Origin of the sequence: Chelativorans sp. J32, assembly GCF_000518985.1 — a bacterium.
GTDB lineage: Bacteria > Pseudomonadota > Alphaproteobacteria > Rhizobiales > Rhizobiaceae > Chelativorans.
The window spans coordinates 244,159-262,895 of sequence record NZ_JAEQ01000001.1 but is presented as its reverse complement, the minus strand read 5'-3'; the positions used below and the strand labels follow the sequence as shown (position 1 = coordinate 262,895).

Here is an 18,737-nt window from a genome sequence, read left to right as displayed (position 1 = left end):
CTCAGCCCTCCTTGATGATTCGAGTGGTGCGCGGCAGGGCCGCCAGGCCTTCGCGGCTCACCAGGATGAGATCTATCCCGCGCGGGAAGCGGGCGCGGTTCTGCGCCCACTGCTCGACGAAATGCCGCGGGAGCGAGCGAGGAGCGAGCGTGGCAAAGGTCTCGATGCCGGGCCCTTCGAGCTTCAGCGTTTCGCCGCCCGTAAGGCTGTCGACCTGAAGAATGAGCGTGGCAGAACGGTCGGGATATTCCTGACTGCCTTGCGCGAAATTCTCGAAGGCCGGCAGGTTGGCAGGATCTGCAGCGAAGACAAAATCCGCTTCGGCCGGTTCACGCAGAATGGGCGCCCCCGTCTGAAATCCGAGCCAGCCGGAGACGGCGTTTTCCTCTTGAAGCGCGGCGTCGAGCCAGATGGGCGTATCGGGATCGCAAAGGGCAAGCGCGACAGCACCAGCCTCCGGCGTGAGTGGCGCCGGGGGATGCGGCAGGCGCGGGTTCCTGATCACCGTGCCCGGCCTGGCCATGGCATCCATAATTGCACGAAAGGTCGCCTGCGCCTCGAATACCGGGGCGGCGAAGCCGCCTTCTACGCTGATCGCATCCATCAATCCTCTCCCCTCGTCATGGTGAAGAACTCGACGCGGGTGGCCGCGATCTCTGCCCGGCGGCGCTCGTCCTGCTCGCGCAAATTCCTTGCAAGCGGTTCCAGGATCTTGCGATCGACTTCAGCGACCATTTCCGCCTTCTGGCGCAAGGCGTCGATGGTGGCGGAAATCCGTGCCTTTTCACGGCCGCGGCCAAGCGCATAAGCATGGCCGATCTCCCCCGAGGGCAGTTTGACGCTGGCGCGCGTCACCGTCGCCTCTCCGAAATTGAAAGGTGATCCTCCTCCACCGACGCGCCCGCGCAACGCCACAAGGCCCGTTTCGGGTCCCCGCAGCAGCATCCCGTCGTCGGGGAGCCCGCTATCCCGCCAGAGCTGCACCAGCGCCTCTTCCGGAGCCGCGGCCAGCACTGCGAAGGCCTCGCGCCGGGGCAGTCCCGCATCTTCTCCTCGCATCTCGCTCTTTCCTTCTCACAAATTTGTCTATTGCTCTAGACAATTATACGAATTATAGGACCTCCCTAACGATTGTCCATGACAGACGAATGACAGCGAGCCGGGGCAGTGACGGAAACAAGCATCGAACGACGCAGTGGCGTGGCGCTTTGGCGGCAAATCGCCGACCAGATCCGGCAGGGCATCGGCGCCGGACTGGGAGATGAGACGGGTCGTCTGCCCACGGAGGTGGCGCTCGCGGAGCGCTTCGGGGTGAACAGGCATACCGTGCGCACAGCGATCCAGGCGCTGGTCCAGGAGGGCGTGCTGCGCTCCGAACAGGGCCGCGGCACTTTTGTCGTGCGGCAGCCGCGGCTTTCATACCCTATCGGCTCGCGTACACGCTTTTCGGCGGGACTGGAGGGGCAGGCGCGGGATCTACGCGGAAAGCTGCTCGACCATGCCTATGAAGACGCGTCGGCTCCAGTTGCGGAGGCGCTGGAGCTTGTCGTCGGCGCGCCGGTGCTGCGCTTGGAGACGATGTCGGAAGCGGACGGGCGGCCGATTTCACGCGCTCGCAGCTATTTCGATGCGCAGCGCTTTCCGGGCTTTGAACGGCACTTCGTCCGCACCGGCTCCATCACCATGGCGTATCGGCACTTCAATGTGGGCGATTACTTTCGCCGTTCGACCACCATTTCGGCGCGACACGCCGATTCGGCCGATCTCGAAATATTGAAGCTTTCCCCCGGTGCAATCGTGCTGGTGGCGCTCGGCTTCAATGTGGACCAGTCGGGCCGACCCATTCAATTCTCCGAGACGCGCTTTTCCGCGGACCGGGTGGAACTGCAAGTGGGCGGTGCTGGATTTACGGTATGATCGCCGGTCTCACGGCGTTGTGAGAACAGCCTCCATTGATTTGACTGCCGGGACAGTGCTCTATCCATCTGATGTCCGGGAAGAGGAAGCTGCTGTGCTGAAACGACTTCTCGCGGCCGCGCTTGCCTGCGCGGCGAGCTTTGCCGCGCATGCCGAAGAGGTGGATCCCGCAGACTGGGACCAGGTGCTTCAGCAAGCCCAGGGCCAGACTGTCTATTTCAACGCCTGGGGCGGGGCGGAAAACATCAACGCCTATATCGAATGGGCGGCAGGCGAGCTGAAGAAGCGATACAAGGTCACGCTGAAGCACGTGAAGCTGGACGACACGGCCCATGCCGTCGCAACCGTGGTGGCGGAAAAGGCGGCAGGACGCGACCAAGGCGGATCGGTTGATCTCGTCTGGATCAACGGCGAGAATTTTGCCGCGATGAAGGAGCGGGGCCTGCTCTTTTCTCCTGGTTGGGCGGAAAACCTGCCCAACTGGCGCTATGTGGACTACGAGAACAAGCCTACCATTACAACGGATTTCACCATTCCCGTCGAGGGACTGGCGAGCCCGTGGGGCATGGCACAACTCGTCTTCTTCTACGACTCGGCTCGCATGGAAGCGGCAAAACTGCCCCGCAACGCCGACGAACTGCTCGCCTGGGCTGAAGCCAATCCCGGCCGCTTCTCCTATCCCCAACCGCCGGACTTTACCGGCTCGTCTTTCCTGAAACAGGTGCTCTTGGAGAAGGCCGACCGCTCGGTACTGGAGAGGCCGGTGGATGAGGAGATTTTTGCCGAGGCGACGAAACCGCTGTCCGATTATCTCGACGCTCTGCACAAGGTCGCCTGGCGCAGCGGACGCGCCTTTCCGCAGAATTATCCCGCCATGAAGCAGCTTCTTGCGGACGGGGAGCTCGATATCATCTTCGCGTTCAACCCGGCGGAAGCTTCGAGCGCGATCGCCAATGGAGAGCTGCCGGATACCGTGCGTTCCTTCACCTTCCCCGGCGGCACGCTGGCCAACACACATTTCGTTGCAATACCTTACAACGCGAATGCGAAGGCGGGCGCGCTGGTGACCGCGAACTTCCTCATCTCGCCCGAAGCGCAGGTTCGCAAGGAGGATCCAGCCTATTGGGGCGATCCGACGGTGCTTTCGATGGACAAGCTGGAACCGGACGCACGCGCGGCTTTTGCGTCCATCGATCTCGGCGTCGCGACGCTGAAGCCGGAAGAGCTGGCCCCGGCGCTCGGCGAGCCGCATCCGAGCTGGATGGAGCGCATCGAGGACGAATGGAAGCGGCGCTATACGGCGGAGAATTGAAGAGCGGCGGTCTGACAATCCCCGGTGCTGTCCAGGCACGGCCTCTTCCCTCATCCTGGCCGGTCTTGCCGGTTAAGCCATCGTTCAATGGTGAGCGCCGCCCATGCTGAACCGTCTGGGCCCCACGCTCACCATCCTCCTTCTCACCGGGCCGATCGCCTTCGGGCTTGCCGGCACGGTCTTGCCGGCATTGGGCTTCCTGCCGGCGCTGGACGGCATGAAGTTCACGCTCGCGCATCTCCGCGACCTCTTCTCCGAGCCTGCCATCCTCATATCGGCAGGTTTGAGCCTCGTGGCCGGGGTGGTAACTGCGTTTCTTTCCCTCCTGGCCGTCATGCTGTTCGTCGCGGGTTTTGCGGGAACGAGAGCCTTTGGCCGCGTACAGCATCTGGTCTCTCCTCTCCTTTCGCTTCCGCACGCTGCGGCGGCCTTCGCCCTCGCCTTCCTCATAGCGCCATCGGGCATGCTTGCGCGGCTCGTCTCGCCGGAAATGACGGGCTGGGAAAGACCGCCGGACCTGCTGATCGTCAATGACCCGATGGGCCTTTCCATGATGGCAGGACTTGTCGTGAAGGAAATTCCCTTCCTCCTGCTCATGACGCTTGCGGCCCTCCCTCAAGTACCGCTCCGCGAGACCAGGATGCTGACTGCTTCGCTAGGCTATGGCCGGGTGGCGGGCTTCGTGCTGGGCAGCTGGCCGGCCATCTACCGACAGATCCGGTTGCCCGTCTTCGCTGTGATCGCCTTTGCCTCCTCGGTCGTGGATGTGGCGATGATCCTTGGGCCGACACGGACGGCGCCGCTTGCGGCGCGGCTGGTAACCTGGATGAACGATCCGGACCTTTCCATGCGGTACCTCGCCAGCGCGGGCGCGCTGCTGCAGCTTGCGGTGACAGGCCTGGCGCTCGCTTTCTGGCTGGGGCTAGAGCGGCTGGGGGCGGCACTCTCGAAGCGCGCGGCCATCCGGGGATGGAGGTTCAACCAGGATGCGCTTCTGCGGGCAGCCGGACTGGCAATGATGATCCTTTCGGCAGGCATCGTCTTCGCAGGCCTTGCCACCCTTGCACTCTGGTCATTCGCCGGGCTGTGGCAGTTTCCGGATGCGCTGCCCGCTTCCTTCACGCTCAGGACCTGGATGCGGATGCTTCCCTCGATCCTCGAGCCGCTGCAGACGACGCTCCTTGCCGGGCTTCTTTCCACTCTCATTGCCTCCGTGCTCGCGATCCTCTGCCTGATGCATGAGGAAGAGACCGGGAGAAGGCCGGGGCGCGGGGCGCTCACCTTGCTTTATCTGCCCCTGCTCGTACCGCAGGTGGCGTTCGTATTCGGTCTGCAGCTTTTGCTAATTTATGCGGGCGTGCTCGCCACTCTGCCCGCACTGGTTCTGGCGCATCTCGTCTTCGTCATGCCCTACGCGTATCTGTCGCTCAAAGAACCATGGTATGCCTTCGACCGCCGCTATGACTGGATCGCGGCCAGCCTTGGGAAAGGCCGCGCACGGCGTTTCTTCTCCGTGCGCCTGCCCGTGATGACGCGCGCCGTTCTCACCATGGCGGCAGTGGGCTTCGCCGTCTCGGTAGGGCTTTACCTCCCCACGGTTCTGGTCGGCGCAGGACGGCTCACGACCGTGACTACCGAAGCGGTCGCGCTCGCCTCCGGCGGCAATGGTCGGGTGATCGGCGTCTATGCTTTCTGGCAGATGCTTTTGCCGATGATGGGCTTTGCCGTTGCAACCTTTGTGCCGGCGCTGATATTCCGGCGCTTCCGCGGCATGCAGGTTTAGAGCTTTGGGCGAAGAAGGACTCTTTCTCGATGGCGTGAAAATCGCGCTGGGCGGGCGCGTGCTCGTGGAGCTTACGCGCGAGGTGCCCCCGGGTGAGGTGCTCACCGTAATGGGCCCTTCGGGCTCCGGAAAGTCGTCCCTGCTCGCATATCTCGCCGGCTTCCTGGATCCGGCCTTCGGGGCTTCCGGCCGGGCATGGGTAGACGGCATCGAGATCACGGCCTTGCCCGCGGAAGAGCGCCATGCCGGTGTCCTCTTCCAGGACCCGCTGCTCTTTCCGCATATGGATGTTGCGGGCAATCTGATCTTCGCCCTGCCCCAAAGCCTCAAGAGCCGAGCCGCGCGCAGGGCGCAGGCGGAAGCGGCTCTTGAAGGTGTGGGGCTTGCAGGTATGGGAGATCGCGATCCCGCGACGCTTTCCGGCGGGCAGAAGGCACGCGTGGCGCTCGCGCGGGTGCTCCTTTCCGCCCCGCGCATGTTGCTTTTGGACGAACCCTTTTCCAAGCTCGACATGGAACTGCGCCAGCAGATGCGCACCCTCGTTTTCGACAAGGCGCGCGAACGGGGCCTGCCGGTGCTGCTCGTCACCCATGACGAAGCGGATGCGGAAGCGGCGGGCGGCGAGATCGTGCGGATCGGCTCATGATTGCGATGGACAACAGGAAGCCGGGCTCCCTCGCTTGCGTTTTCTCCCCCGCGAAAGGGGAGAATAGGCACCTCGCGCCAGCGCTTTTCCGGATCGCCCGCATCGGCAATTGGAGAAGAGGTCGATGCCGGCGCTATCTCTCCCTTGGTGCGGGAGAACGCAATTTCAAAATTTTAGCGCGCAAAAGAGGGGGTTCAAATGCCTGCCGGCACTAGACCTCTTCCCGAATTGCCCGTGACAGCCGTGCTGCCAGCGCTGAAGGAGGCTCTGGAGGCGCAAGGGAAAGCCGTGCTGGTGGCCCCGCCCGGTGCCGGCAAGACCACGCTCGTGCCGCTTTCGCTATTGGACGCATCATGGAGTTTGTCCGGCCGAATCGTACTTCTGGAGCCGCGGCGGCTCGCCGCCCGCGCTGCAGCAAGGCGCATGGCCGCGCTTCTGGGCGAAGAGCCCGGCGGCACCGTCGGCTACGCCATGCGTATGGAGCGGAAAATCTCCGCGCGCACGCGCATCCTCGTCGTCACCGAAGGTGTGCTCGGCCGCATGATCATTGATGACCCGGCACTGGATGGCGTCTCGGCGGTGATCTTCGACGAATTCCACGAGCGCTCGCTCGACGGGGACTTCGCGCTGGCGCTTGCGCTCGACGTGAAGGGAGCCCTGAGACCGGACCTGCGCCTTGTCGTCATGTCGGCAACGCTCGACGGTGCACGGGTGGCGAGCCTGCTGGACGGCGCGCCGGTGCTGGAGAGCGAAGGCCGCAGCTTTCCCGTCGAAATCCGCTATGCCGAGCGCACGCCTGATATGGCCATCGAGGAGGCAGTAGCAAATGCGGTGCGGCAGGTCGTGGCGGAGGAGAGCGGCAGTGTGCTCGCCTTTCTGCCGGGCCAGCGCGAGATCGCCCGCACCGAGACACTTCTGGCGGGCCGCTTTCCCGGAAATGTCGACGTCGTGCCGCTGCATGGTGGGCTCGAAGGCGCGGCGCAGGACGCGGCCATCCGCCCAGCGCCGCCCGGCCGGCGCAAGGTGGTGCTCGCCACGGCCATCGCCGAAACCTCGGTCACCATTGACGGTGTGACGGCGGTGGTGGACAGCGGGCTTTCAAGGCTTCCGAAATACGAGCCGGACACAGGCCTCACCCGGCTCGAAACCGTCCGCGTTTCCCGCGCCTCAGCCGACCAGCGTGCAGGCCGGGCTGGCCGAACGGCACCGGGCATTGCGCTCAGGCTCTGGCGCAAGGAGCAGACGGCGGCACTGCCCGCCTTCACACCGCCGGAGATCCTGGAGGCCGACCTCTCCGGTCTTCTGCTGGACTGCGCCGCCTTCGGCGTCACCGATCCGACCACGCTCGCTTTCCTTGACCGCCCACCCGAGCCGGCCCTGAACGAAGCGCGGGCGCTTTTGAAAACGCTCGGCGCGCTGGATGATGCGGGCAGGCTGACACCAGAAGGCGCTGCCATGCGGCGGCTGGCTCTTCCTGTGCGGCTCGCGCATATGGTGACCGTCGCTGCGGGAAAGGCCCAGGCCAAAGCGGCGGCGCGCCTTGCCGTCCTCATCTCCGAACGCGGCCTCGGCGGCAACGGAATCGATCTCGACGAGCGACTTTCACGCTTTGCCACCGACCGTTCTCAGCGCGCCCAGGCGGCGCGGGCACTCGCCGACCGCTTGGCCGAGGCGGCTGGAGGCGAAAGGCAGGATGTCCAAGCAGCGGCCGGCCCGTTGCTTTTACATGCATGGCCGGATCGCGTGGCCAAGGCGCGTGGGGAGTATGGCCGTTTCGTACTCGCCAACGGACGCGGCGGGCAGGTCGACCCGGCCGAAAGGCTCGCCCGCGAGTCCTATCTCGTCGTGGCCGACCTGCAGGGCCAGGCGCGCAACGCCCGTATTGCCGCCGCCGGGGCCATCAGCGAGGCGGAGGTCGTCGAGGGTCTTAGCCATCGGATCGAGACCCAGACCGAAACCATCTTCGACCGGGAGAAGGGCACCGTGCGGCAGCGGGAGACGCGCCGGCTAGGCGCCATCGTGCTTGGAGAGCGTGCCCTGCCCGCTCCGAAAGGCGAGGCGGCGGACCGTGCCATCATCGACGCCGTGAGAGCGCATGGACTTGCCATCCTCCCCTGGAACAAGGAGGCGGAGGGCGTGCGCGCCCGCCTCTCCTTCCTGCATGCGGCCGAGGGCGGCCCATGGCCGGACGTCTCGGAGGAGGCGCTGCTTTCCCGGCTGGAAGATTGGCTGCTGCCCTATCTCAAGGGCGAGCCATCCCTTTCGGCCATTTCCGGCCATACGTTGGCGGAGGGATTGATGGCGCTCGTGCCCTATGACTTGCAGCGCAAGGTCGACGCCGAGACGCCCAGCCATTTCACAGCGCCGACGGGAAGCCGCCTGCCCATCCGCTACGAGAACGGCGAGGCGGTGCTTGCAATCCGTGTCCAGGAGCTTTTCGGGCTCAAGGAGCATCCGACGGTAGGCAAAGCCATTCCGCTTACCCTGGAGCTGCTTTCCCCGGCCCACCGGCCGATCCAGAAGACGCGCGACTTGCCGGGTTTCTGGCGCGGCTCCTGGGCAGATGTGAGGGCGGACATGCGGGGGCGCTATCCCAAACATGTCTGGCCAGAAAATCCTGCCGAAGCGGCGCCGACCAATCGCGCAAAGCCCCGGCAAAAATAATGCTTGGTCGAAGCGTTCCCTGGGCCCATAAAGGCCCCATGCTGGAAGAACAGAGAACGCCGAACAGCCGCGCTAACCGGAGCCTCAGGCTCAAGACGCTTATCCGGCTCAGATGGCTTGCCGTGGTCGGCCAGAGTGCCGCTGTTCTCGTCGTATGGCTCGGGCTCCGCTTTCCCCTGCCCGTCACTTCCTGCTTTGCGCTGATCGCAGCTTCCGCCTGCCTGAATATCTATCTGACCTTCCGTTACCCCACCGCCCATCTCGTGCCACCGACGGCCGCGCTTGCGATCCTCACCTTCGATGCCTCGCAACTTGCCGGGCTGTTGTATCTGACCGGCGGGCTCACAAACCCGTTCTCGCTTCTGATGACGGTTCCAGTCGTCATTTCCGCGACGTCCCTGCCGCTTGTCTGGACGGGTGTGCTCGGAGCCTATGTGGTGATCGTGGCGTGCGCGATCGCATTTTTCCATCTGCCGCTTCCATGGTTCCCCGGTACGGAACTTGCCATGCCCACGGTCTTCGTCGTGGGCATGCTGATCGCCGTCGTCTCGTCCATTGCTTTTACGGGAATTTACGCCCACCGGGTTGCGGAGGAGGCACGGTTGCTCGCAAACGCGCTTGCCGCCACCGAACTGGTCCTGCAGCGCGAGCAGCATATTTCCGCACTCGACGGGCTGGCCGCCGCCGCCGCCCATGAGCTCGGGACACCGCTCGCCACCATCGCGCTGGTGGCGCGGGAGATGGAGAAGACGCTCGGAGACGATCCGCGTTTTCGCGAGGATGTGACCCTGCTGCGATCCCAGAGCGAACGCTGCCGCGAGATACTGAAGCGACTTACCAGCCTTTCCTCCGAAAGCGAGGAGCATATGGCCCGGCTGCCGCTCACATCGCTCATCGAGGAAACCGCCGCGCCGCATCGCGATTTCGGGATAGATATCAAGCTGGAGGCGGGTGAGACCGTTGGGCCGGAGCCGATCGGCCGGCGCAATCCGGGCGTCCTCTATGGGCTAGGCAATCTGGTGGAAAACGCGGTGGATTTTGCCCGACGGAGCGTCAGCATCAAATGGTGGTGGAACGCTGAAGAGGTCCGTATCTCCATCACGGACGACGGACCCGGCTTCCCCGCCGAGATCATAGACCGGATCGGCGAACCCTACATGTCCCAACGGCCGACAGGCCCTTCGAGCGGCGGGGGATTGGGGCTGGGCGTTTTCATTGCAAAGACGCTTCTGGAGCGCTCCGGCGCAACCGTGCAGTTCGCCAATGCGGGGGGCGAGGGAAAGGGCGCCACGGTGGAAATAAGCTGGCCACGCGAAAGATACCTCGCCGGGGGCGAGGCATTCGGCCAAGGCTGAACGGCAGTAACCAAGGCTGGAAAAACGCGGTTTCCTTGCCTAAATCTGGTATATATCAGTGGGGCTATGATGAACGACACGATAGCCGAGCAGGCCAACAATATTCCCGGCGAAGATCGCACCCTTCTTATCGTAGAGGACGACCGTCCTTTTCTCGCGCGGCTTGCCCGCGCCATGGAAGGCCGAGGCTTCATCGTCGACACCGCCGAAAGCGTCGAGGAGGCGATCGTCAAGGTGAAGGTGGCGGCACCTGCCTTTGCCGTGATCGACATGCGGCTCGGGGACGGCAACGGCCTCGACGTGGTCTCCGCGATCCGCGAAAAGCGGGAGGACGCCCGCGCCATCATTCTGACCGGTTACGGCAACATCGCGACCGCGGTGACGGCCGTGAAGCTCGGAGCCATCGATTATCTCTCGAAGCCGGCGGATGCGGACGAGATCTATGCGGCGCTCATGCGCATGCCGGGCGACAAGGCGGAGCCGCCGGAAAACCCGATGTCCGCAGACCGCGTCCGCTGGGAGCATATCCAACGTGTCTACGAGATGTGTGACCGGAACGTGTCGGAGACAGCGCGCCGGCTGAACATGCATCGCCGAACGCTTCAGCGCATCCTGGCAAAACGCGCCCCGCGCTGAGCTTTTGCTGGACTAAAATTCCTCGCCATCGAGCGCAGGCACCGGCACCCCGGCAAGTTCCGCTGCGGTGAGTCGGGCTGCGCCTACACGGGCGAAACGCAGCATGAGCGCCTTTCGCGTAGCCGGTGGCAGTCGATGCTCGGGCGCATCGCGGAGGATCTCCGCGCCATATCCGTCGGAGAGGATGAAGCCGCACTCCTGCGGAAAGATTTCGCCCGGTACATCTGGATGAGACGCGAAGAAGAAGCGGTCGGAGTGCAGCCGGTAATCCGGCCATTTCCGGTCCACCCGGAAATCTTCCACCGACGATTTGATTTCAATGATCCAGACGTCACCTTTCGCGGTGAGCGCGACCAGATCCGCGCGCCGACCCGTGGCAAGCGAAAGCTCCGGCAGGACGACCGCGCCCATCTGCGTCAGCAGGCGCTGTACGCCGCGGCGGATGACAAGGGCTCTTTCGGATTGGCGGCCATCCGAGAGCGGATTGAGGGCAACTGGTGAAACGATCGGCATGGTCGGAAAATGCCAGCAATGTCCGCCAGAATAAAGGCCTGACGCGAGCATCGGCCATGCTCTGACATTTATCGCTTCAGCTCATCCAATGCCCTGAAGCTTAGCGGCCTGACTGTTGCTGTAATGCCATAGCAGCCCAGCAAATAGCCACCATGACATCATCAAGGAATTAGAATCTTGGCAGCTTGTTAACCCTGATTTTAAGAATAACGGCAAAAATCAGACATTGTTAACACCCTGGGTAATCGGGATCGGGATCTTTCATGAAATCGAAAGCTGTTCTTCTTGCCGCCGTGTTGGGGCTTTCGGCGGTGCTGGCCGGTTGCAGCATCGACGGTACTCAACGCATTTTCACATCAGAATACGGTTCCGTGAAGGATGCCGGCTATCAATTGCCGCGCATCCCGATCTCCAAGGTTCCGCGCCAGTATCATCGCCAGATCGTAACCTACCAGACAGACGAAAAGCCGGGGACCATCATCGTCGATACAACGGAGAAGTTCCTTTACTTCGTGATGGATGGCGGCAAGGCCATGCGTTACGGCATCGGCGTTGGGCGTGAGGGCTTCTCCTGGTCCGGCACCGCGCGCGTGGCACTGAAGCGCGAATGGCCGACATGGACGCCGCCGGCGGCCATGATCAAACGCCAGCCGGAGCTAGCGAAATGGGCCGGCGGGATGCCTCCGGGCCTCTCCAATCCGCTTGGCGCCCGTGCGCTCTATCTTTTCAACAAAGGCGGCGATACGGGCTACCGTCTGCATGGCACGCCGGAATGGTGGTCGATCGGGCAGGCCATGTCCTCGGGCTGCATTCGCCTCCTGAATCAGGACATCATCGATCTCTATAACCGTGCCGAAGTCGGCGCGAAGGTGATCGTGAAGTAAGCCTACGGCAAGAGGCTTCAAAGGAAAACCGGGCTCTGCGGCCCGGTTCTTTTTCTGCCTGAAGCTTTGCTCAGCCGACCTGCTCGACGTGCTGCACTTCCGGTACGAAATGGTGCAGCAGATTCTGAATGCCATGCTTCAGGGTCGCCGTAGAAGACGGGCAGCCGGCACAGGCACCCTTCATGTGAAGGAACACGGTTCCGTTCTCATAACCCCGGAAGGTGATGTCGCCGCCATCCTGGGCGACCGCCGGGCGGACGCGGGTTTCAAGGAGCTCCTTGATCGTGGCGACGATCTCTTCGTCAGCTTGATCATAGAATTCGCTGCCGGTCGCCTCATGTCCGCTGCCGTCATTCGCAGCCATGACCGGCTGACCCGACATGAAGTGCTCCATGATCGTGCCCAAAATCGCCGGTTTCAAGTGCTGCCAGTCGGCACCATCCTTGGTGATGGTGATGAAATCGAAGCCGAAGAAGACGCCCGTCACGCCGGGAATATCGAAGAGGCGTGCCGCAAGCGGCGAGACCGCGCGAGCGGACTCGGCTTCGCGAAAATCCGCCGTGCCTTCTTCCAGGACCACCCTGCCCGGCAAGAACTTCAAGGTCGCGGGATTAGGGGTCGCTTCTGTCTGGATGAACATCGGCGGAATCTCCATGCTGCCGTTCTTTGGAATAATTCTAAAATAGGCCGATCGGCGCGGCCATTCAAGCGGCATATGGGGCCTGGCGCCCGCTTATGCCAGGCTTTCGACTTCCTCGTCCGTCAAGCTGTGCGGTACGACGGTCACCGGAATCGGAAATGCCGCGCCCTTTCCGGCGATTGAGGAGACCAGGGGTCCTGGGCCTTCCTTAGCCCCACCGGCGCCCAGGACCAGGATCGCGATGTCCTGATCTTCCTCGATGAGCTTATGAATTTCCTCGACGGTTTTGCCTTCACGCACCACAAGTTCGGGCTCGATGCCCACTGTCTCGCGGATCTTGGCCGCATATGAGTTGAGCGCAGACTGAGCATTCGTCATCGCTTCCTCGCGCATGATCTGCTCAACACCCAGCCAGTGCTGGAAATCGCCCGGCTCGATCACGAAAAGCAGAACCACCGAGCCATTCGTGGATTTCGCGCGCCTTGAGGCATAGGCGACCGCGCGATCGCATTCCGGCGTTTCGTCGACGATCGCCAGGAACTTGCGTTTATGGCCGGCTTCCCGGCTCAACCGTTTTGATACCATGCATGTCCCTTCTTGCACGGGGGCTGCCGCCCGCGGTGCAATCTGCCACTGAGCGTGGCGGGCGGCAAGCTGGAGAGTTGCGACGGATCAGTTCGCGAGCAGGCCGACGATCTCATGCACCTGCTTCATGGTCGCTTCCGCCTTGACGGATGCGCGTTCGCCGCCATCCCGGAGGACGCTGTCGATATAGGCCGGATCGGCCTTGAGGCGGCGCATCTCCTCGCCGATCGGGGCGAGCTTTTCCACGGCAAGATCCGCCAGAGCGGGTTTGAACTCGGAGAACTGACGTCCGCCGAATTCCTCGATCACATTTTCGCGTGAGACGCCGGCGAGAGCCGCATAGATGCCGACCAGATTGTCGGCCTCGGGCCGCCCGGCCAGGCCTTCCACATCGCCGGGCAGCGGCGCTGGATCGGTTTTGGCCTTCTTGATCTTGCGCGCAATCGTATCGGCGTCGTCCAGGAGATTGATACGCGAGAGATCCGACGGGTCGGATTTCGACATCTTCTTGGAGCCGTCGCGCAGGCTCATCACGCGCGGTGCGGGTCCTTCGATCAGCGGTTCGGTAAGCGGGAAGAAGCCGTTCACCTGCTCCTCGCCGACCATCATCTCGACGCCATAGCCGAGATTGGCGATCTTCTCGGAAAAGTCGTTGTTGAACTTCTGGGCGATATCGCGGGTCAGTTCCAGATGCTGCTTCTGGTCTTCGCCCACCGGCACATGGGTGGCGCGATAAAGAAGGATGTCGGCGGCCATCAGGCTCGGATAGGCCAGCAGACCTAGCGACGCATTCTCCCGATCCTTGCCGGCCTTGTCCTTGAACTGCGTCATCCGGTTCATCCAACCGATGCGGGCGACACAGTTGAAGATCCAGGCAAGCTCCGCATGCTGCGGTACGCGGGCCTGGTTGAAAATGATGTTCTTCTTCGGATCGAGGCCACAGGCGAGATAGGCCGCGGCAATACCCCGGGTCTGCTCAACGAGATCATCGTGGACCAGCGTGGCCGTGAGCGAATGCATGTCCACGACGCAGTAGATGCATTCATAAGTGTCCTGAAGCGCGACGAATTTCTGCAATGCACCCAGATAATTACCGAGATGGAGATTCCCGGTCGGCTGTACTCCGGAAAAAACGAGCTGCTTGAATTCACTCATGGGAACACCCTGAAACCGCCCCTAGCGGGGGCTTTTAAACCGTGGCGCTTATGAACGAGCGGAAAAAGGCAATCAAGTCCCAAGCCAATCAACCTTGCTGCGCTGCGGGCTGTTCGCGGCGGCGACGGCGCCTCAGGGCGGATGAGAGTTCCGCCCGGTCTACCCCGCCGGTCATCACGGCAAGCGCGAGATAAACCGCGCCAGAAACGGCGATGATCGCGAACACGCCGACCGCGCGGATCGCCGCGGATGCTTCCAAAAGCGAACCCTCAAATGCGATCTCGAGGCCGTGTGCGACCGCGCCCATGACGGCACTCGCGAACACGATCATGGCGATGCGGCGCCAGGTGACGGCAGAAGGGCGGAAATCGTTTCGGGACCATAGCACGCCCGCAAGCAGCACCACGTTGAGCCACGAGGAAAGGGAGGTCGCGAGCGCTATGGCCACATGGCCGTAAAGCGGAAACATCATCAGGCTCAGTCCGATATTGGCGACCACCGACGCGAGAGAGAACCACATGGGCGTCTTCATGTCCTCCCGGGCGAAATAACCGGGCTGGAAGACCTTGATCAGAACATAGGCGGGCAGGCCCGAGGCAAAGGCCGCAAGCGCTGCTGCCGTCATTTGCGTGTCCAGCGCGGTGAATTCGCCGCGCTCGTAAAGCAGGCTGACAATCGGGCCGGGCAGAACCATAAGTCCCACTGCAGCTGGCACCGTGAGACCCAGCGCAAATTCCAGCGAGCGGTTCTGAAGATGCTGGGCATCGGCATGATTGCCGGCTTTGAGGGAGCGCGAAAGCTCCGGCAAAAGCACGACGCCCACCGCCACCCCGATGACGCCCAGCGGGAGCTGATTGATGCGGTCGGCGAAATTGAGGAGGGAGATCGCATTGTCTTCGGTCGAGGCGATGATCTGCCCTACCAGAAGATTTACCTGCATGATGCCGCCGGTCAGCAGCGCGGGTCCCATCAGGACGAGGAGGCGGGAGACGGCGGGCGTGAGGCGCGGCATGCGCAGGCGCATGGAAAATCCCGACCGGCGCACGGCCACCATCAGGATCGCGAGTTGGGCAAGACCCGAGAAAAACACGCCCCAGGCGAGCAGCAGGCCCGCTTCCTGTTCCGACAACGATCCGAAGATACCGACCAGGAGCACTGCGATCAGAATAACGTTGAGCAGAACCGGCACGAGCGCCGCGAGAAAGAACTTCCGCATGGAGTTCAGGATGCCCGAAAGCATCGCCACCAGCGACATGCAGGTAAGATAGGGGAACATGATGCGGGTCATGGCCACCGTGATATCGAATTTCTCCGGCAGGTCCGCAAAGCCCGGAGCAACGATCGTGCCCACCAGTAAGGGCATGAAGATCATGGCAAGCGCGGAAAGCGCGATAAGCGCCGCAAGCAACACCGCCAGCACGTCCTCGCCGAACCGGCGCGCTGCTTCCATTCCGCCGCCCTCCATCTCCTTGGCGAAGAGAGGAATGAAAGCGGTGTTGAATGCTCCTTCCGCGAAAAGGCGGCGGAAAAGATTTGGAAAGCGGAAGGCTGCGTAAAAGGCATCGGTGACGGGCCCGGCACCAAGGGCTGCAGCGATCAGCGCCTCGCGCGCGAAGCCCAGGATGCGGCTGGCCATGGTGGCGCTGCCGACGCTGGCGAATTTCGCGACGAGGCTCATGGGCGGGAGGTCATGCAGTTTAGAACGAGGAGACCTCTAGGCGACCATCCTTCCACCATCATGCCGCCACCGTCTTGGACTTGCTGCGATGATTGCGCCGGGAAGGCCCGTTCTCGATCGTCTCGATGAGTTGACGCCGGATCGTGTCCAACCGGTCGGGATTCTCGATCTTGGAGCCGGTCAGGTCCGTCACATAGAAGGTGTCGATCACTTTCTCTCCGAAGGTGGTGATATGGGCGGAAGCGATGTCGAGGGAGAGGTCCGAGAGGACGCTGGTGACCTCCGACAAGAGGCCCGGCCGGTCAAGACACTCTATCTCCACCACCGAGAAGCGGTTTGAAAGCGTATTGCGGATTTCCGCCCGCGGCTCGATGCGGAAGGCCTTCGAACCGCGGCGCGGCTTCGTGCGCTTCTCGATCACCTCGGGGAGATAGGCCTGCCCGGACAGCACATCCTCGATGAGGCGGCCAACCCGCTGCGCCCGCCGCAATTCATCCTCGTCCATATCGAATTCGCGACTGATCAGGATCGTGTCGAGCGCCCGGCCGTCGGTCGTCGTGAAGATCTGCGCATCGACGATGTTCGCCCCTGCCGCCGCACATGCACCGGCAATCACCGAGAGCAGGCGCGGATGGTCCGGCGCCAGCACGGTGATCTCCGTAACCGCCTCGAACGCATGCGGTTTGACCATGGTGGAAAGCGCCTTTCCACCGCGATCAGCAGCGCGGATGAACTCGGCGTGGCGCACCTGATCCTCTGCATCGACGGCGAGCAGGTAATTCTCGTAATGCAGCCCGATATAGTGGCGCGCCTTCGGCTCGTCCCAGCCGGCGGCTTGAAGCCCCTCTGCCATGACGGTTCGGGCCTGGTTTGCCCGGGTCTCGCGCGAGCCTTCGGAAAAGCCGCCGGTGAGCAACAGCTCGGTCTCGTAATAGAGGGTGCGCAGGAGCTGGCCCTTCCAGCCGTTCCACACACCAGGGCCCACACCGCGGATATCGCAGACGGTGACCACCAGGAGCAGCTTCAGCCGATCGACCGACTGCACGATATCGGCGAAGTCCTGGATGGTCTTGCGGTCGTTGAGGTCGCGCGTTTGCGCCGTCATGGACATTGTGAGGTGCTGTTCGACAAGCCACGAGACCATTTCGGTCTCCGCAGCATCGAAGCCCATATGCGGGCAGAGCCGGCGGGCAATGCGCGCGCCTGCCTCCGAATGCTCCTCCGGCCTGCCTTTGGCAATGTCGTGGAAGAGGAGAGCCGTATAGAGGACGGCCCTCCAGGGCTTGAGGCTCGGCATGATCGAATGGGTGAGCGGATGAATCCGTTCGCTGTCACCGTGCTCGATCTCGGCCAGAACCCCGATGCAGCGGATCAGATGCTCGTCGACCGTATAGTGGTGATACATGGAGAACTGCATCATCGCCACGACCTTGTTGAAATCGGGGATGAGCTTTCCGAGCACGCCTGCCTCGTTCATGCGGCGCATATTGAGCTCGGGATCGCGGTTGGAGGTAAGCAGGTCCATAAAGAGGCGGTTCGCCTCCTTGTTCCGGCGCAAATCGCGATCGATCAGGTGGAGCGAGCGCGTGAGCAGCTTCAGAGCGTCCGGGTGATATTCAAGCCCGTGCCGGTCCGCGAACCAGAAGAGCCGGAGCATGTTCACCGGATCGCGCTCGAACACGCCTTCGTCCGCCACATTGATGCGGTGATTGTCGATGATGAAATCGCTGGTGCCGGCGAGCTTGCGCTTGCGGCGCGAGAAGGTGGGCAAAATCCGGTTGAAGCCAGGTACATGCTTCGCCTGTTCCTCCTCCAGGGCAGCGCAGAAGATGCGGGTGAGATCGCCGACCGTCTTGGCGGTCAGGAAGTAGTGCTTCATGAAGCGCTCCACCGCTGACATGCCCGGATGACTTTTGTAACCGAGCCGTTCGGCGATATCGCGCTGGATGTCGAAATGAAGCCGCTCTTCCGCCTTGCCGGTCAGGAAGTGCATGTGACAGCGCACCGCCCACAGGAAATCCTCGGCCTTGGCGAACTGCCTGTATTCGTTGCGAGTGAAGACCCCCTTCTCCACCAGTTCCTCGGCCTCGCGCACGCGGTAGTAATATTTGCCGATCCAGAACAGCGTGTGCAGGTCACGCAGGCCGCCCTTGCCGTCCTTCACATTCGGCTCGACCACATAGCGGCTCTCCCCGCCCTTGGCGTGGCGCGCATCGCGCTCGGCGAGCTTGGCCTGGATGAATTCCGCGCCCGTGTCCTTCACGATCTCCTGGTCGAACCGGGCGATCAGGTCAGCAAAGAGCGCGTCGTCACCACAGATGAAGCGCGCCTCGAGCATGGCAGTGCGGATGGTCATGTCGGAACGGGCCTGGCGGATGCACTCGTCCACGTTTCGCGTGGCATGCCCCACCTTCAGGCCAAGGTCCCAGAACATATAGAGCATATATTCGGCGATCTGCTCGCCCCAAGGCGTCTGCTTATACGGGAGGAGGAAAAGGAGGTCGATATCCGATCCCGGCGCCAGCGTGCCGCGGCCGTAGCCGCCGACGGCCACAACGGCCATCCGTTCGGCCACAGAAGGGTTCCTCATCGGGTAAACGTGGTTTGCCGCAAAATCATTGAGGGCGCAGACGATCTCATCCATGAGATGCGAGAGGCGGGCAGCACAGGCCGTTCCGCTGCCATCTTCTCCCAGCATCCTCTCGGCAGTCTTCCTGCCCTCGGCGAGGCGGGCTTTCAGGAGCTTCATCACCTGGCCGCGCGTTTCGGCCGCTGCCGGATTGCCTTCGGCTGCGATGATATCGAGCTCCGCCTGCAAGCGTGCAGGGTCAATGATCTGATCGAGTTTCAGAGGAACCTTGGCCATTCCGTTTCCGCTGTGGGGTGAGGCTATATAACGCGTTTCCGTTCGACACGGAACGGCGACTTGCACCGGCCAAGGGCAGCGACTATTGGCGGCCCTTTCAGGA

Annotated in this window: 16 protein-coding genes; 8 read left to right on the top strand and 8 right to left on the bottom strand. The window is 62.8% G+C overall.

The features are described 5' to 3' along the window. Position 1 precedes the first annotated feature (1 nt). Positions 2-604: a phosphonate C-P lyase system protein PhnH gene (phnH, locus tag CHEJ32_RS0101315; RefSeq protein ID WP_028032217.1), complete on the bottom strand. Its 603-nt coding sequence runs from the start codon at positions 602-604 to the stop codon at positions 2-4. Continuing rightward, positions 604-1,059, bottom strand: coding sequence for a phosphonate C-P lyase system protein PhnG (phnG, locus tag CHEJ32_RS0101310; RefSeq protein WP_028032216.1), 456 nt, complete (start codon positions 1,057-1,059; stop codon positions 604-606). The genes phnH and phnG overlap by 1 nt, the downstream gene beginning before the upstream one ends. Before the next feature lie 108 nt (positions 1,060-1,167). On the opposite strand from phnG, the gene phnF reads away from it, so the two are divergent. From phnF to CHEJ32_RS0101275, 7 genes are all read left to right on the top strand, one after another. Continuing rightward, the gene (gene phnF / locus CHEJ32_RS0101305; RefSeq protein WP_028032215.1) at positions 1,168-1,917 is read left to right on the top strand and encodes a phosphonate metabolism transcriptional regulator PhnF; all 750 of its coding nucleotides are present in this window, start codon (positions 1,168-1,170) and stop codon (positions 1,915-1,917) included. A 94-nt stretch (positions 1,918-2,011) separates the two neighbouring features. Next, complete coding sequence (locus tag CHEJ32_RS0101300) at positions 2,012-3,229, top strand: ABC transporter substrate-binding protein (RefSeq protein ID WP_028032214.1); 1,218 nt, start codon at positions 2,012-2,014, stop codon at positions 3,227-3,229. 103 nt (positions 3,230-3,332) lie between these two features. Beyond that, positions 3,333-5,012, top strand: a complete 1,680-nt coding sequence (locus CHEJ32_RS0101295) for an ABC transporter permease (protein ID WP_028032213.1) — start codon at positions 3,333-3,335, stop codon at positions 5,010-5,012. 4 nt (positions 5,013-5,016) lie between these two features. Further along, on the top strand, positions 5,017-5,658 hold the full coding sequence (locus CHEJ32_RS0101290; RefSeq protein WP_028032212.1) for an ATP-binding cassette domain-containing protein: 642 nt from the start codon (positions 5,017-5,019) through the stop codon (positions 5,656-5,658). A 198-nt stretch (positions 5,659-5,856) separates the two neighbouring features. Further along, positions 5,857-8,322: an ATP-dependent helicase HrpB gene (hrpB, locus tag CHEJ32_RS0101285; protein WP_028032211.1), complete on the top strand. Its 2,466-nt coding sequence runs from the start codon at positions 5,857-5,859 to the stop codon at positions 8,320-8,322. 38 nt (positions 8,323-8,360) lie between these two features. Continuing rightward, positions 8,361-9,677, top strand: a complete 1,317-nt coding sequence (locus CHEJ32_RS0101280) for an ActS/PrrB/RegB family redox-sensitive histidine kinase (RefSeq protein WP_028032210.1) — start codon at positions 8,361-8,363, stop codon at positions 9,675-9,677. A gap of 69 nt (positions 9,678-9,746) precedes the next feature. Then, on the top strand, positions 9,747-10,313 hold the full coding sequence (locus CHEJ32_RS0101275; RefSeq protein ID WP_028032209.1) for an ActR/PrrA/RegA family redox response regulator transcription factor: 567 nt from the start codon (positions 9,747-9,749) through the stop codon (positions 10,311-10,313). Positions 10,314-10,325: 12 nt separating this feature from the next. Here the strand turns inward: CHEJ32_RS0101275 and CHEJ32_RS0101270 are convergent, their stop codons facing one another. Continuing rightward, positions 10,326-10,826, bottom strand: a complete 501-nt coding sequence (locus CHEJ32_RS0101270; RefSeq protein WP_028032208.1) for an MmcB family DNA repair protein — start codon at positions 10,824-10,826, stop codon at positions 10,326-10,328. 263 nt (positions 10,827-11,089) lie between these two features. On the opposite strand from CHEJ32_RS0101270, the gene CHEJ32_RS0101265 reads away from it, so the two are divergent. Further along, a complete protein-coding gene (locus tag CHEJ32_RS0101265; protein ID WP_028032207.1) occupies positions 11,090-11,710 on the top strand; it encodes a L,D-transpeptidase in 621 nt (206 codons plus the stop codon). 70 nt (positions 11,711-11,780) lie between these two features. On the opposite strand, the gene CHEJ32_RS0101260 is transcribed toward CHEJ32_RS0101265, so the two are convergent. The 5 genes from CHEJ32_RS0101260 to CHEJ32_RS0101240 form a co-directional block, all read right to left on the bottom strand. Continuing rightward, the gene (locus CHEJ32_RS0101260) at positions 11,781-12,350 is read right to left on the bottom strand and encodes a NifU family protein (RefSeq protein ID WP_028032206.1); all 570 of its coding nucleotides are present in this window, start codon (positions 12,348-12,350) and stop codon (positions 11,781-11,783) included. A 93-nt stretch (positions 12,351-12,443) separates the two neighbouring features. Beyond that, the gene (locus CHEJ32_RS0101255) at positions 12,444-12,935 is read right to left on the bottom strand and encodes a universal stress protein (protein WP_028032205.1); all 492 of its coding nucleotides are present in this window, start codon (positions 12,933-12,935) and stop codon (positions 12,444-12,446) included. An 87-nt stretch (positions 12,936-13,022) separates the two neighbouring features. After that, positions 13,023-14,090 carry a tryptophan--tRNA ligase gene (gene trpS, locus CHEJ32_RS0101250; RefSeq protein ID WP_028032204.1) on the bottom strand — a complete coding sequence of 356 codons (1,068 nt, stop codon included), beginning with the start codon at positions 14,088-14,090 and terminating at the stop codon, positions 13,023-13,025. 88 nt (positions 14,091-14,178) lie between these two features. Then, a complete protein-coding gene (gene murJ / locus CHEJ32_RS0101245; protein WP_028032203.1) occupies positions 14,179-15,768 on the bottom strand; it encodes a murein biosynthesis integral membrane protein MurJ in 1,590 nt (529 codons plus the stop codon). A 58-nt stretch (positions 15,769-15,826) separates the two neighbouring features. Then, the gene (locus tag CHEJ32_RS0101240) at positions 15,827-18,634 is read right to left on the bottom strand and encodes a [protein-PII] uridylyltransferase (RefSeq protein WP_028032202.1); all 2,808 of its coding nucleotides are present in this window, start codon (positions 18,632-18,634) and stop codon (positions 15,827-15,829) included. Positions 18,635-18,737 lie beyond the last annotated feature (103 nt).

What these genes read in the sequence shown, in the direction of transcription:
- CHEJ32_RS0101240 (WP_028032202.1), bottom strand. Translation starts at nt 18,634, where the DNA reads ATGGCCAAGGTTCCTCTGAAACTCGATCAGATCATTGACCCTGCACGC.
- phnG (WP_028032216.1), bottom strand. Translation starts at nt 1,059, where the DNA reads ATGCGAGGAGAAGATGCGGGACTGCCCCGGCGCGAGGCCTTCGCAGTG.
- phnH (WP_028032217.1), bottom strand. Translation starts at nt 604, where the DNA reads ATGGATGCGATCAGCGTAGAAGGCGGCTTCGCCGCCCCGGTATTCGAG.
- CHEJ32_RS0101295 (WP_028032213.1), top strand. Translation starts at nt 3,333, where the DNA reads ATGCTGAACCGTCTGGGCCCCACGCTCACCATCCTCCTTCTCACCGGG.
- CHEJ32_RS0101275 (WP_028032209.1), top strand. Translation starts at nt 9,747, where the DNA reads ATGAACGACACGATAGCCGAGCAGGCCAACAATATTCCCGGCGAAGAT.
- hrpB (WP_028032211.1), top strand. Translation starts at nt 5,857, where the DNA reads ATGCCTGCCGGCACTAGACCTCTTCCCGAATTGCCCGTGACAGCCGTG.
- CHEJ32_RS0101255 (WP_028032205.1), bottom strand. Translation starts at nt 12,935, where the DNA reads ATGGTATCAAAACGGTTGAGCCGGGAAGCCGGCCATAAACGCAAGTTC.
- CHEJ32_RS0101280 (WP_028032210.1), top strand. Translation starts at nt 8,361, where the DNA reads ATGCTGGAAGAACAGAGAACGCCGAACAGCCGCGCTAACCGGAGCCTC.
- trpS (WP_028032204.1), bottom strand. Translation starts at nt 14,090, where the DNA reads ATGAGTGAATTCAAGCAGCTCGTTTTTTCCGGAGTACAGCCGACCGGG.
- CHEJ32_RS0101270 (WP_028032208.1), bottom strand. Translation starts at nt 10,826, where the DNA reads ATGCCGATCGTTTCACCAGTTGCCCTCAATCCGCTCTCGGATGGCCGC.
- CHEJ32_RS0101260 (WP_028032206.1), bottom strand. Translation starts at nt 12,350, where the DNA reads ATGTTCATCCAGACAGAAGCGACCCCTAATCCCGCGACCTTGAAGTTC.
- murJ (WP_028032203.1), bottom strand. Translation starts at nt 15,768, where the DNA reads ATGAGCCTCGTCGCGAAATTCGCCAGCGTCGGCAGCGCCACCATGGCC.
- CHEJ32_RS0101265 (WP_028032207.1), top strand. Translation starts at nt 11,090, where the DNA reads ATGAAATCGAAAGCTGTTCTTCTTGCCGCCGTGTTGGGGCTTTCGGCG.